We start from the raw sequence: 14,188 nt of genomic DNA, 5'->3' as shown, positions 1-14,188 counted from the left end.
TAACATTCGAATCGAGTGCATCGCTTTCTCCAACAAACTCATTTTGCACTGATGATTATTTTGGAATGTTAGATGATACCGAAGGGGATTATATAGGTCATTTAGATATTGGGATTGGAAGATTACCAGTAAAAAACAGTTCCGAAGCTCAGGGATTATTAAATAAAATACAGCATTATTATGAAGCTTCTACAAATGGAGACTGGAAAAACTGGTTAACATTTATTGCCGATGATGAAGACAGTAATGAACATATGCAACAATCAAATTCGCTTTGTACATATATTGACACAACATATTCTGCATATAATATTGAAAAAATATTCTTAGATGCTTTTCCACAAGTTACTACACCAAACGGAGACCGCTATCCGGATGCAAATACTGCTATCTCAAACCGAATAAAAAAAGGAACTCTCATGGTAAATTACACAGGTCATGGAAATGAGGTTGGGCTTGCACACGAACATATAGTTGGTGTATCAGATGTAAACTCATGGTCAAATTTTGACAGGCTACCCCTTTTTATTACAGCAACATGTGAATTTAGCAGATATGATGACTACGCAAGAACAGCAGCAGGAGAAATGGTAATTTTAAACCCAAAAGGAGGCGCTATCTCAATGTTTACAACAACAAGGTTAGTTTACAGCAATTCAAATTTTGCAATAAATTCTTCATTTATTAATAGAATTTTTAAAAGGGATAACACAGGAAATTATTTAAAATTAGGGGATATTTACCGACTGGCTAAAAATGCAACTTCTTCACCAGCTGATGTAAATAAAAGAAATTTTTCATTACTTGGCGATCCCGCAATTACTTTATCATATCCGAATTATATTATTGTTACAGATAGCATTAATGGTATTGCAATAGCTAATTTTACAGATACAATAAAAGCCTTAGATAAAATCACAGTAAAAGGTCATATTCAGTTTCCTGACGGAACTATGGTTAATAATTATAATGGAACACTTTACCCAACAATATTTGACAAACCAATTACAATGTCGACACTTTCAAATGATGGAGGATCAAAATTTTACTACAAACTACAAAATAACATATTATATAAAGGCAAAGCAAGCATCAATAACTCGTATTTCGAATTCTCATGCGTAATTCCTAAAGACATACAATATAATATTGGAAACGGTAAAATTTCTTATTATGCTGATAACAATACAATACTTGATGCTCACGGATTTACTAAAATAAATATTGGAGGAAATTCTTCAGGAAATATAACTGATAACACAGGACCTCAGGTTCAGTTATTTATGAATGATGAAAATTTTAATTTTGGAGGAATAACAGATGAAAACCCTGATATTTTCGCAAAACTAAATGATGATAATGGAATTAACACAGTAGGTAATGGAATTGGTCACGATATTACAGCAGTTCTTGACGGAAATACTGCAAAAACAATAGTACTTAATGATTATTATGAAGGAAATTTAAATAATTACCAAAGTGGTGTTGTAAGGTACCCTTTAGCAGGAATTTCAAACGGACAACATAATTTAAAATTTAAAGCATGGGATGTCTGCAATAATTCTGCTGAAGCATATACCGAATTTGTAGTTGCAGAAGCCGAGAACCTTACTATTGGAAATATTTTTAATTATCCTAATCCTTTTACAACAAACACTTCATTTTATTTTGATCATAATCAGGTAAATTCTAATTTAGATGTTTTAATTCAAGTTTTTACAGTTACCGGCAAACTAGTAAAATCGATAAAAGCAGAATTAAGTAATGACAGTTTTCACAGTACAGCTATTCCATGGGATGGTCTAGATGATTATGGCGATAAAATTGGTAAAGGAGTATATGTATATAAACTAACAGTAAAAACTGAGGAAGGTAAACAACAAGAGAAATTTGAAAAATTAGTTATCCTCAGATAATAAATTTAACAAATCTTCGTTTTTAAGCTAATTTATAGTAATTTTGCAATAATTATTTTTGAGCAATACACTGATTATGAGAAGATTTGTTTTAACATTAATTCCTTTATTTGTTGCCTTAATATTGCCATTTATTGGTCTTTCACAAATATCAACACAAGAACTAAATGGACGTGACGGAGATGTAAATACAATTACTACTGCTGTTCCGTTTTTAACAATTGCCTCCGACTCAAGAGCAGGTGCAATGGGCGATGCTGGTGTTTCAACAACTCCTGATCTAAACTCACAGCATCACAATCCATCCAAATACGCATTTATGAAAAATGATTTTGGAATTTCGATTTCATATACTCCTTGGTTAAGACAATTAGTAAATGACATCAACTTAGCATATCTTGCTGGTTATAAAAAAATTGGTGGTGGTCAGACTTTAAGTGGCTCTTTAAGATATTTTTCTCTTGGAGATATAACTTTTACTGATGCAACAGGAAATGTAACCGGACAACACAGACCAAATGAGTTTGCTTTAGATTTTGGATACAGCCGATTACTATCAAAAACAATTTCTGGATCAGTTGCTTTACGATATATAAATTCTAATCTTACCGGTGGATATTCAGGAACTGGACCGCAAACTAAAGCAGGTCAAGCGTATGCATCAGACGTTTCATTCTTCTATTTAAAACCAATGGAAGTACAAAAGAAAAAAGCAGAACTTGGAATTGGCTTAAATATTTCAAATATAGGATCCAAATTATCATATACAGATGGAGCCGATAAAGATTTTCTTCCATGTATGATGAAACTTGGTACTTCTTATAAGATGGAATTAGATGAATATAATAGTATTTTAGGTGTTGTTGAATTAAGCAAATTATTAGTTCCATCGCCACCTGATTATTATGAAATTAACGACGTTCTGCCAAACGGAGATACAGTTAGAGTTGGAAAAACATATATTAAATATGGCAAAGATCCTAATGTATCATCAACAACTGGTATTTTTCATTCATTCTGGGATGCTCCGGGTGTAGCAAAAGATCCAATGAATCCTGATGATCGTTCGATTGGAAAAGAAGAATGGAGAGAAATTAACTGGTCTTTTGGATTAGAATACTGGTATGCAAAACAATTTGCACTTAGAGCCGGATATTTTCACGAAGATGCTACAAAAGGAAATAGAAAATTTTTTACAGTTGGATTGGGACTTAAATTAAAAGTTTTTGCACTCGATTTCTCATATTTAATTCCTGTTCATCAGAAGAATCCTTTGGAGAACACACTTCGCTTTACACTCTCATTTGATTTTGAAGGAATTAAAGGAAAAGAAGCACCAGGCACTAAATGATACTAAGAATTGGACAAGGATTTGACGTTCACCAATTAAAAACAGGTTTACCTTTAATTATTGGAGGAGTTTCTATTCCTCATTCTAAAGGAATTGTGGCACATTCTGATGGTGATGTACTTATTCATGCAATTTGCGATGCATTATTAGGTGCAGCAAATCTTGGAGATATTGGCAAACATTTTCCTGATACTTCTTCAGAATTTAAAGGAATTGACAGTAAAATTCTTTTAGAAAAAACAGCTGGTTTAATTCGTAAGCAAGGTTTTGAAATAAATAATATTGACTGCACTCTATGTCTTGAGAAACCTAAAATAATGCCTTTTATTGAAAAAATGAAAGAACAAATCTCAATAACTGCCGGCATTAGTATTGATGAAATTTCTATTAAAGCTACCACCAATGAAAAGCTTGGTTACATTGGACGTGAAGAAGGTGTTAGTGCTATGGCAATAGTTTTACTTATTAAAAACAGGATTTAGTTAAATTAATTTCTTCCAAATAAGTTTTTTCCCAAATCCTAACCGATTATCAGTCATCTTAATTAAAGTCAACTCCAGCGACCACAGAGTTGTTTCCATTAATGTTGCTACAGGGAAACGATATAAATATCGTTTTTTTACTTTATCAAGATCTTCTTTTTTGGGTTTAGATAATATTCCCTGAAACTGAATACCCTGAATTTTGCCAACTACACTCGTTTCAAGAACAATTGAACCGGCAACAAATGGGTTGTTTAAAGCATCTTTTATATGACGTGTTTCAATATCAGACGTGAATATTAAACAATTATCTTCCTCTGAGTATGCATAAAAACAATTTGCACACCATATCTCATTTTCAGAACTTGTTGCAAGCGTTAATACATGATGTTTTTTAATAAAATCAACTATTCTTTTTTCAGGGAGATTATCATTCATTATTTAAGCTTTTTTGACACTAATTTCACTAATGTTCAGAATCATTATTAATCATTAACCAGCGAATAATTTTTACACATTATTTCTTTCCGCTTTGGTCTTCTTCAGGTTTGTCTTCGTCCCATTCAATCATAAACTGAGGTTTCTTTAGCTCTTCTTTCTTCTGTTTCTTTTTAGCTAAAGTTGTATCATTTTTAAACCATCCGAATTCTTCATTGAGTATTGTTTTTAAATTCTCCTTTTCAACTTTCATATTCTCTTTAATATGCTCTTTTACCATTTTGGTATCGTAAGAAATCTTATAATCATCAACATTACCTTTTATAGAAAGAAACAAACTTGTTCTGCCTAAACCGTCATCTTCAATCTGTCCAAATTCTTCATTCTCCTTTTTCGCCTTCTTAGCTTTTTTAGACAAAACATCAGACAATAAAACCTTTAATTTATAATCGAAAGTATTATCAAAAGTATGTTCACCGCTCAGTTCGATATTAAATGCAGATGACTTTATTTCCATATGTGGAATAATAACTTTTCGATCTTTTATTAATATGTCATTTGTTAAACTTGCAAATTTTATATGTTTAAGTTCTGTTAATGCAATATAGTCAGACAATTTAAACATTGGATCGAAGTTAATAAGTTCTCCATTATTTATTTGCATAGAACAACTTGCAATAAGTTTTTTCTGATCAAGTTCCATCTTATCATTCCATTCACATGAAACCTTAACATCAGCATTTATAATACCTTTAAGATGTTTGTCTAAAATAAATGTCTGACTGAAATTATCAAATGCATAAAAAAGCTGACTTACATTTATATTTTTGAGATTTGCACTAGACTGCAAAATAATATTTTTTTGAGTTGTAATTCTTAATGCACCGTCTGCCTTTAAACTTCCATTTAGAGCATCTAAAGAAAGACTTGTAAATGTTAACGTATTATCTGATATTTCAATAAAACCAGAGGCACGTTTTGCAGAAAATTTTCCATAATCAATATTATCCACAGAAACATTTGCTGCCAATTTAATATTCTTTGGTAAGGCTATTCCTGAACTTTCACTATCACTTGATAAAAGTTTTTTAATATCAATATATTTTGAATGAATTCGCGCCTCAATACCCAAAGGTTCATTATCTAACATCATATATGCAATAAGATTTTTAAAATAACCCGAGATTTCAAAATCATGTTTATTCATTAAAAAGCTGAGGCTATCTATTCTTACATCATTGTTATGGAAAGTAAAACCTGCATTAATATTGGTAAATTCATCTTTACTATTAACAATTTGCATATTTGCATTTTGCAACTGAACCTTACCTTGTGTTATTGCTTTTCTGTATTCTGCAGCAGTTATTCCTGATAAACTTGCAACATTTCCTGAAAAAGAAAAATCAGCATTCATGTTACCATTAAATACTTTTAAGGTATCAATTGTAAACAAATCTTTAATTTGCGACAACTCAAAATTACCTGATATTTTAAGCTCAATATGTGGTTTTGAAAAATTTTTCACTGCATAATGTGCCGAAAACTTACTGTCTTTTACCGAGGCATAAATTGTATCAATTGTTAAATATGACGTCTGTGCACTTTGCTTATCACCATTTGAGAAACTTCCTTTTGCAAAGACATTATTTAAGGTCAATCCTGAGTTTTTTTGCTTAATGGTTGAATTCTCCAATCCAAATGTCGCATTTATAGAAGGTGTATTTTCGTAATCAAGTTTTCCTTTTATATTTGTAACAAAATAAAACAAACCATTACTTTCAAATCCCTCAAAATTCTTTTGAATATCCTCTGGTAATGCCGAAATAAAAGTATTTACATCGATGTCATTACCTTTAATCTGCAAATTAATTTTACTATCGGGGTAGGAATAATTACCAAATACATCAAAAGTAAGATTTTTAATATTTAATCTACCACTTTTTATTTTAAACTGCTTATTGTTAACATCAAACTTTAATTTCAATGTTATTGCATCGTTTTTAATATAATTTACTTTATCAATTAAAAATTTCTTAACCTTTAAATCGCCCTGTGTTTGAAGTTCATAATTATCGTCATTAAATTTTCCTGAAACCGCAAAATCAGTTGTTGAGCATTTAAATTCCAGATTTTGTGCTTTATTATAAAACTTAACAGTGAACTTTGATAATCTTACATCTCTTAAATCAAGATTAAATGCAGTTGTATCACTATTCTCTGGTGTCTTCCAAAAGTGGTAATTATCTCCTCCTTTTTTATCAATTAATATTGTTGAGTATCCATCATCAATATGAATAGCCTTAATATTATATTTCTTACTAAAAATATCGAAAACATTAAACTGAAGATAAACATCTTTAGCAACTAATAAAGTGTCATAACCAGCACCTTTAAATATCTTTTCATCATAACCCGGTGCCGACATTGCCACTACATCATGAAAATTTATACAAGCATCAGGAAACTTCTTAAGTATTGAAAAATCAACACTTCCTACTTTAATTTCTGTATTTAGATAATTATTAATTTTTGAAATAAAATACTGCTTAATCTCGTCACTATAAGCTAATGTAATAATAATCCCGGAGCTTATTAATAAAAATAAGGCTATACCAAAACCAATAAAAAATCTTTTTAAAAATTTTTTAAACATATAAATTTAAAAGATGCAATTTATTTAAAAACGAAAGAATAAAGTTTTTATGTTGCGAAGAGTTATTTACAAATGGTTGTGAATAGCGAAATGTTAAAAATCGTAGTATAAATTAGAAATTGAGGTTCGTAGTGCAAAATAATAATATGCTGTTCCATCAAAATTAGTACTCCTATTATGTGCACCAACAACTAATTGCAATCTATTTTTCTGGTTAATTGTAATTCCAACTTCAAAATTGAAATTAACAATATTCATGAGACTAGCAGTGTTTTGTGGCAATACTATACTTTCATTATTGTATTCAAAAATATTGGTTCCAGAATAAATTGCTGATCCTCCATTTAAAAATGTTAAATGTGTAAGTTTCACTTGACAAAAAAGATCTTTATAACTGTATCTGCCCAGAACTACAAATTCTTTAAAGTTAGCTCCTAATGGATGTGCCAGAGGTTCATTAAATGCAGTGTAACTTTGATTTACCACAGAAGGACTATATGTAAATGGGTTAACAAAATTATATTCAGTTAGAATAAAAAGATTTTTAATTTTAAGTGGCTCTAAAAATTTCAACCCAATCTGGTAACCGTATCTTTTATGAAAACGACCTGTTTCTCCCTTTCGGTTCATGTCATCTAAAACAAATTGCCCATAAACTGTAATTTGTTTTAAAATATTTGCTTTTGCTGTAATGCCGATTAGTGCATTATGTTTATATCTAAATCCATACTGCATGGTTCTTACACCAATAATTGGATTAGCCACATCAATAGGAAGAATACTATTTGAATTTGTATCTGTTGACTGAAACATTATAGCTTCAAAAAGACCCAACTCAATTTTTTTTGATAACAAATAACTTAAATATGAAAAAGAACCATGTTTTCTTTGATAAACCAAGGTTCGGTTATCATATGGTTTTACTTCCTGAAATGAGGTCCACAAATTAATATACTGAAAACGTTTAAATGTAGAAGTTACTCTCAAATAAGGATAATAAAAGGGCACATCACTTAATAATAGTGAACGATATCCATCTCCTAAAAACTGTTTACCATGACCTAACTGAAAATTAAAATGTGATGAAGGACTGTAAGAAATATTTCCGAAAGAATATGCATAGTCAAATCCTGTTTTTTTAAATAGTCTAACCCTTCCTTGCCCCGGCGATACACTTCTTAATTTCATATAATCCGAAACATACTTTTCTGGAAATACCTGTGTCTCTAATACCCCTGTTGTAAAAGAAAACTTATCTGAAAGATCTCCATAAATAACTACACCACGAGAATTTACAGACATTCTGCCTAATGAATCTTTTCCATATTCGAAGTTTAATATTGGATCTACTCTTAGTACAAATTTATCTTTCTTAACATCAACAAAGCTCTCGGTTAATATTTTTTTCCAAATCCACGGGTGTTTTTTTCTTGATATAAATGCGCTATCACTTCCGGTTCTGTAAATAGTACTATCAATTTTAGAATATCCAGAAATTGTCGATTTTACTATTGGTTTAAATGAGGTATGAAAAAAACCATCACTCTTCTGTATATAAGAATCAACAATAAACTTATCGGAAATTGTAATTAAGAAACTATTCTGCTGTCCAAAAAATATTAATGGAACCTGAATAAAAATAAATAAGGCAAGAAACCTCATTTTCCATTTATTGATTTTAGACCATTCTTTTTTACTAAAACCCAAAGTATATATGTAAACAGCAAACAAGCTGAAAACAAAACAACACCTAACCAATAATTTCCGAATCGTTGAAAAAATAAACCAAGTACAACTAATAACAAAGCAAATAAACTTAAAATACAAGTTGAATACATATGCGAAAAACCAAGCTTTAACAACATATGATGTAAATGGTTCTGATCTGCCCTAAAAGGAGAACGCTTATGCCATAATCTAATACTGAAAACCCTTACCAAATCATACAATGGCAAAAAAATTAATGACATTGAAACTAAAGGTGCAGAGTTTATATATAACCAGTTATTTCCCTGAAAATTTTTAATCTCAAGAAATTCTATTGCCAAAAATGCCAAAATAAAACCAACAACCATGGATCCTGTATCACCCATAAAAATTTTGGCTGGAGAAAGATTAAATCTTAAAAATCCTAACAAACCTCCGGCAAGTGAGAAAGCCAGAATTGACTGCTGATAATTATTACCTGTCATAAAAAACAGTACACCAAAAGACACTGATGCAACTATACCCAAACAAGCAGCCAGACCATCAATTCCATCAATTAAATTGTATGCATTAACAATTACTATTATTGTAAGTGCAGTAAACAATATACTAATTATATAAGGCAATTCGTGAATACCAAAAATATTATACATGTATTCTATCCTTAAATCACCCCAAACAACAACTATTAAAGCACCTAATATTTGTCCAACTGATTTTTTAAATGCAGAAAGACCTACTAAATCATCTTTAATACCAAGAAATGAAATAATAATTAAAGAAGCCGTTAAATATTGCAAATGTTCACATTGAATAAATTTTGTCCAGAACGTCATTGCAAACAAGAAACCCAGAAAAATTCCTATCCCACCAAGTGTTGGAATTTTACTAACATGAATTTTTCTCTCATCCGGAAAATCAAATAAGTGCTTAATTTTAGCAACTTTAATAATTACAGGGATTGCCAGGAATGTAATAGCAAATGCAGTAAAAAAACTAAAAAATATATTATAAATTTCGTTACTAAGCATTTTATTGTATTGGGTTAGCAAAACTAAATTAAAATTTCAAAATAAACAAAACATAATATTAGGTTCTATGTTTCTCATTTTCATCTAATAATATATTCAAATAACTTCTATATCTTGATTCGGCAATTTCACCAGATGTAACAGAATCTTTTACTGCACAATTTGGCTCATGAGTATGAGTACAATTATAATATTGGCAGTTCTGACTTAAAGAAAATATCTCTCTGAAATAATGAAACAACTCATCATTTTTAATATTGATTAAACCAAAACCTTTAATTCCTGGCGTATCAATTATAAAACCACCATCAGTAAGCTCAAACATTTCGCTGAAAGTTGTAGTATGTTTTCCCTTTAAATGATAATTTGAAATTTCTGCTACTTTTAAATTAAAATCAGGCTCTAAAGAATTTATCAAAGTAGATTTTCCAACTCCAGAATTACCTGAAATCAAACTCACTTTTTTATTTAATAAACTTTTTAATTCATCCAGCCCAATATTTTCCTTTGCAGAAATTGAAATACAATTATATCCTATTTTATTATAAATAAGCTTAAGTTCATCAAGATAAGAGAGTAAAACCTCATCATAAATATCAATTTTATTAAAAATTATTATAACAGGAATTCTGTATGCTTCGGCTGTACACAAATACCTATCTATAAATTCTGTGCTTGTAACAGGGTTAATCAGAGTTACTACAAGACATGTTTGATCAATATTTGCAGCAATAACATGATTCTGTCTTGAAAGATTTACAGATTTTCTAACAATATAATTTCTTCTGTCTTTTACTTCAGTAATATTTCCATGCGTTCCATCTTCTTCAATTTCAACATCTACCCAATCACCTACTACAACAGGATTTGTACTTTTAGAAACTGTTAATCTTAGTTTTCCTCTTATGTTACAAGGAATAGTCTTACCATTAATAGTCCGTACTAAAAATAAACTTCCTGTAGATTTAAAAACAAGTCCAAGCATTATAAATAATTTCGACAAAGATAATTTAATTACGAATAACAGATTACAAATTAGAAATCACAATTAATTTAGCCATTAGCAATTATTTTAGTCATTCGTAATAGTTTTTTATCTTTGAAGAAAAAAACATGAGGGAAATTATTGAAAATGCCTGGGGAAACCGTGAATTACTCTCACAATCTGATATTCAATCTGCTATAAAATCAGTAATTGAAAATTTAGATAAGGGAAAATTAAGGGTTGCCGAACCAAATGGCAGTGAATGGATTGTAAATGAATGGATAAAAAAAGCTGTTATTCTATATTTTTCTATTCAAAAAATGGAATTAATAGAAGCTTCTCCATTTATTTTTTATGATAAAATTCCCTTAAAAAGTAATTTTAAAGAACTTGGTGTAAGAGTAGTTCCACATGGACTTGCGCGTTATGGAAGCTATCTTGCCAAAGGTGTTATTTTAATGCCAAGTTATGTAAATATCGGCGCTTATGTTGATGAAGAAACCATGGTTGATACATGGGCAACTGTTGGTTCATGTGCACAAATAGGTAAACATGTTCACTTGAGCGGTGGTGTTGGCATAGGTGGTGTTCTTGAACCTATACAGGCAGCACCGGTAATTATTGAAGATAATTGTTTTATTGGCTCAAGATGTATTGTTGTTGAAGGAGTTCATGTTGGCAAAGAAGCTGTATTAGGCGCAAATGTGGTATTAACTCAAAGCACAAAGATTATTGATGTTACTGATAAAGAAAAAATAGAATACAAAGGCTATATACCCGAGAGATCTGTTGTTATACCCGGAAGCTATTCCAAACAATTTCCTGCCGGAGAATTTCAGGTTCCTTGCGCATTAATAATTGGAAAAAGAAAAGAAAGTACAAACCTTAAAACTTCATTAAACGAGACTCTAAGAGAATTTAATGTTCCTGTTTAAATTAATTTTATGAGAATAGCATTTGATGCCAAACGGGCATTTTATAATAATACCGGATTAGGAAATTATAGCAGAAATACTATCAGACAACTATCTACTTTTTTCCCATCAAACGAATATTTGCTTTACACTCCCTCAACTTCAAAAAGAATAAAATTTGACATTGCAGAAAACTCTAAAATTATTACTCCGCAATCATTTACAGGGCAGATTTTCAAATCATACTGGAGAAGCTATTTAATGAATTATCAGATTGCAAATGACAAAGTTGATATTTACCACGGATTAAGTAACGAACTGCCATTTGGAATAAAAAGCATTAATGTTAAAAAAGTTGTAACAATTCACGATTTAATTTTTAAGCGTTTCCCAGATTTGTACAAACCAGCTGACAGAAAGATATACGACAGAAAATTTAAATACTCTTCAGAAATTGCAGACGTTGTTATAGCAGTTAGCAAACAAACTGCAAATGACATCGAAGAATTTTATAAAATTAATCCGAATAAAATCAAGGTTGTTTACCAAGGATGTAATCCATTATTTTACAAACTACTAGACGAAAAAGAAAAAACATTAGTTAAAAATAAATATAAACTTCCCGCTGATTTCTTACTTTCAATTGGAACAATTGAAGAACGAAAAAATTTATTAGGTATAATTGAAGCTATACACAAAAACAACATTGATATTCCGTTAATTGTTATTGGCAGAAAAACTGCATACTTTGACCAAGTAAAAAGTTACATTATTGCTAACAATTTAGATAATAAAATCACTTTTATCGACAACCTTGCAAATACCGACCTTCCTGCTTTCTATCAATGTGCAAAAGCATTCATTTACCCTTCATTTTTTGAAGGATTTGGGATTCCTGTTTTAGAATCATTAGCATCTGGAACACCTGTTATTACTAGCGAAGGAAGCTGTCTTGAAGAAGCAGGTGGAGAAAATTCTGTTTACATAAATCCTTACAAACATGAAAGTATTGCCGAGGGAATAAACAAAGTTCTTTCAAGTAAAGATCTACGTATAAACATGATTGTTGAAGGAAGAAAGCATGCTTTAAAATTTACCGAGGAACAAGTTGCAAAAAATATAATTACTACATATGAACAACTTTTCTGATTTTTCATTAGACGTAAACAAATCTATTGAGACTTTAAAATCAGGTGGCATAATCCTTTGTCCCACCGATACAGTATGGGGACTAAGTTGCGACGCAACAAACCCAAAAGCAGTTGAAAAACTTTTTGAGCTAAAAAAACGTCCACAAAACATGTCGATGATAGTTTTAGTAGCAACTGATGCTTCAATTCAACAATATGTAAGAGAAGTGCCGGAAATTGCATGGGAACTATTGGATGTAGCCGACAAGCCACTTACAATTGTTTATCCCGGAGCTAAGAACTTAGCGCAAAATTTAATTTCAACTGATGGTACAATTGCTATAAGAGTTTGTAAAGATGATTTTTGCAATGCGCTTATTTCAAAATACAGAAAGCCGTTAGTTTCAACATCTGCAAATTTTTCGGGCAAAAATACTCCATTAATTTTTAATGAAATATCCGATGAATTAATTAGTTCCGTTGACTATGTTGTAACATACAATCAGGAAAACACTACTAAATCGCAACCCAGCTCAGTAATTAAGATAGGACTTGGAGGAGAAATTGAAATAATAAGAAAATAAACTTTACTTCTCTCTTACTAACAAACTACCTGATAATTCAACCATAATATTTTTATTTTCTTCTTTTACCGAAATTTGCTTAAGATTATTTATTGCTAAATCATGATAATAATCTAATTTCTCTTTTAAAATAACAGGTATATCTAATTGATTATAAATTTGCGTTACTTCTTTTATTTTCTTAGAACTTTCGATATCTGAAGAATTAATTAATTCGAATAATCTTTTTTTACTCTCACCTTTTGCATTCTCAATTGCAGAGATTAACATAAAAGTTTTTTTATTTGAAACAATATCGCCACCTATTTGTTTGCCGAATGTTTTAACATCACCATAAACATCTAAGAAATCATCCTGTAGCTGAAATGCTAATCCTAAATTAATGCCAAAATCATAAAGTAAATTTGCATCATTATCATTTGCTCCGCCAATGATTGCTCCTATTTTTAAAGATGCAGCCAGAAGAACTGCTGTCTTAAGAGTAATCATATGAATATACTCATCAGTAGAAACATCAATTCTTGTTTCAAAATTCATATCGTATTGCTGCCCCTCACAAACCTGTAATGCTGTTTGATTGAACACTGGTAAAACTTTAGCTAATATCTCAGGTTTTAGTGAAAAGAAAAATTCATAAGCTTTAATCATCATTGCATCGCCCGAAAGTATTGCTGTATTATCGTTCCATTTTTTATGAACTGTAGGCATATTGCGTCTAATATCTGCCTTGTCCATAATATCATCATGTAAAAGAGTGAAATTATGAAATATCTCGAGACCCAATGCAGGCTTGATAACATCAATAATCTCTTTTGAAAACATATTGCAGGAAATAAGTGCAAGTACAGGTCTTAGTCTTTTACCGGTACCTGAAAGGACATAATCAATTGGCTTATAAAGTTCAACTGGTGCAATATTAAAATTCAATTCACCAATTTTATCATTAATAATTTTTTGGTAATCTTTATATTGAAGCATAAAATGAGCTTTCAGAATT

At 30.4% G+C, this 14,188-nt stretch carries 12 protein-coding genes; 6 read left to right on the top strand and 6 right to left on the bottom strand.

Features of this window, described 5'->3' with window-relative positions; translation table 11 throughout:
- From porU to HY951_02580, 3 genes are all read left to right on the top strand, one after another.
- Positions 1-1,916, top strand: a 1,916-nt coding sequence (porU, locus tag HY951_02590; protein MBI5538917.1) for a type IX secretion system sortase PorU, incomplete at its 5' end; no start/stop codon positions are given.
- Positions 1,917-1,992: 76 nt separating this feature from the next.
- Positions 1,993-3,267 carry a type IX secretion system outer membrane channel protein PorV gene (porV, locus tag HY951_02585; GenBank protein MBI5538916.1) on the top strand — a complete coding sequence of 425 codons (1,275 nt, stop codon included), beginning with the start codon at positions 1,993-1,995 and terminating at the stop codon, positions 3,265-3,267.
- The gene (locus tag HY951_02580; GenBank protein ID MBI5538915.1) at positions 3,267-3,749 is read left to right on the top strand and encodes a 2-C-methyl-D-erythritol 2,4-cyclodiphosphate synthase; all 483 of its coding nucleotides are present in this window, start codon (positions 3,267-3,269) and stop codon (positions 3,747-3,749) included. The genes porV and HY951_02580 overlap by 1 nt, the downstream gene beginning before the upstream one ends.
- Here HY951_02580 and HY951_02575 read toward each other — a convergent pair whose 3' ends face one another.
- From HY951_02575 to rsgA, 5 genes are all read right to left on the bottom strand, one after another.
- Positions 3,750-4,187 (bottom strand): pyridoxamine 5'-phosphate oxidase family protein, encoded by a 438-nt coding sequence (locus tag HY951_02575; GenBank protein ID MBI5538914.1) that lies wholly within the window; start codon positions 4,185-4,187, stop codon positions 3,750-3,752.
- A gap of 79 nt (positions 4,188-4,266) precedes the next feature.
- Positions 4,267-6,840 carry an AsmA-like C-terminal region-containing protein gene (locus tag HY951_02570; protein MBI5538913.1) on the bottom strand — a complete coding sequence of 858 codons (2,574 nt, stop codon included), beginning with the start codon at positions 6,838-6,840 and terminating at the stop codon, positions 4,267-4,269.
- Positions 6,841-6,933: 93 nt separating this feature from the next.
- Positions 6,934-8,502 (bottom strand): hypothetical protein, encoded by a 1,569-nt coding sequence (locus HY951_02565; protein MBI5538912.1) that lies wholly within the window; start codon positions 8,500-8,502, stop codon positions 6,934-6,936.
- Positions 8,499-9,578, bottom strand: a complete 1,080-nt coding sequence (locus HY951_02560) for an undecaprenyl/decaprenyl-phosphate alpha-N-acetylglucosaminyl 1-phosphate transferase (GenBank protein ID MBI5538911.1) — start codon at positions 9,576-9,578, stop codon at positions 8,499-8,501. Before HY951_02560 ends, HY951_02565 begins: the two co-directional genes overlap by 4 nt.
- 58 nt (positions 9,579-9,636) lie before the next feature.
- Positions 9,637-10,563 carry a ribosome small subunit-dependent GTPase A gene (gene rsgA / locus HY951_02555; protein MBI5538910.1) on the bottom strand — a complete coding sequence of 309 codons (927 nt, stop codon included), beginning with the start codon at positions 10,561-10,563 and terminating at the stop codon, positions 9,637-9,639.
- 128 nt (positions 10,564-10,691) lie between these two features.
- On the opposite strand from rsgA, the gene HY951_02550 reads away from it, so the two are divergent.
- The 3 genes from HY951_02550 to HY951_02540 are packed head-to-tail and all read left to right on the top strand — an operon-like array spanning position 10,692 to position 13,191.
- A complete protein-coding gene (locus HY951_02550) occupies positions 10,692-11,498 on the top strand; it encodes a 2,3,4,5-tetrahydropyridine-2,6-dicarboxylate N-succinyltransferase (GenBank protein MBI5538909.1) in 807 nt (268 codons plus the stop codon).
- Between the two features lie 9 nt (positions 11,499-11,507).
- Entirely contained in the window at positions 11,508-12,626 is a 1,119-nt protein-coding gene (locus HY951_02545; protein MBI5538908.1) for a glycosyltransferase family 4 protein, read from the top strand.
- Positions 12,610-13,191, top strand: coding sequence for a threonylcarbamoyl-AMP synthase (locus tag HY951_02540; protein ID MBI5538907.1), 582 nt, complete (start codon positions 12,610-12,612; stop codon positions 13,189-13,191). Before HY951_02545 ends, HY951_02540 begins: the two co-directional genes overlap by 17 nt.
- A gap of 3 nt (positions 13,192-13,194) precedes the next feature.
- Here HY951_02540 and HY951_02535 read toward each other — a convergent pair whose 3' ends face one another.
- The gene (locus HY951_02535) at positions 13,195-14,169 is read right to left on the bottom strand and encodes a polyprenyl synthetase family protein (protein MBI5538906.1); all 975 of its coding nucleotides are present in this window, start codon (positions 14,167-14,169) and stop codon (positions 13,195-13,197) included.
- Positions 14,170-14,188: the final 19 nt, after the last annotated feature.

The organism is Bacteroidia bacterium (assembly GCA_016218155.1).
GTDB lineage: Bacteria > Bacteroidota > Bacteroidia > Bacteroidales > GWA2-32-17 > GWA2-32-17.
Note: the sequence above shows the minus strand (reverse complement) of the source record. Positions and strands in the feature narration are given on the sequence as shown.

Coding starts and splice junctions, on each gene's coding strand:
- porV (MBI5538916.1), top strand. CDS start 1,993: ATGAGAAGATTTGTTTTAACATTAATTCCTTTATTTGTTGCCTTAATA.
- HY951_02575 (MBI5538914.1), bottom strand. CDS start 4,187: ATGAATGATAATCTCCCTGAAAAAAGAATAGTTGATTTTATTAAAAAA.
- HY951_02570 (MBI5538913.1), bottom strand. CDS start 6,840: ATGTTTAAAAAATTTTTAAAAAGATTTTTTATTGGTTTTGGTATAGCC.
- HY951_02565 (MBI5538912.1), bottom strand. CDS start 8,502: ATGAGGTTTCTTGCCTTATTTATTTTTATTCAGGTTCCATTAATATTT.
- HY951_02560 (MBI5538911.1), bottom strand. CDS start 9,578: ATGCTTAGTAACGAAATTTATAATATATTTTTTAGTTTTTTTACTGCA.
- rsgA (MBI5538910.1), bottom strand. CDS start 10,563: ATGCTTGGACTTGTTTTTAAATCTACAGGAAGTTTATTTTTAGTACGG.
- HY951_02550 (MBI5538909.1), top strand. CDS start 10,692: ATGAGGGAAATTATTGAAAATGCCTGGGGAAACCGTGAATTACTCTCA.
- HY951_02545 (MBI5538908.1), top strand. CDS start 11,508: ATGAGAATAGCATTTGATGCCAAACGGGCATTTTATAATAATACCGGA.
- HY951_02540 (MBI5538907.1), top strand. CDS start 12,610: ATGAACAACTTTTCTGATTTTTCATTAGACGTAAACAAATCTATTGAG.
- HY951_02535 (MBI5538906.1), bottom strand. CDS start 14,169: ATGCTTCAATATAAAGATTACCAAAAAATTATTAATGATAAAATTGGT.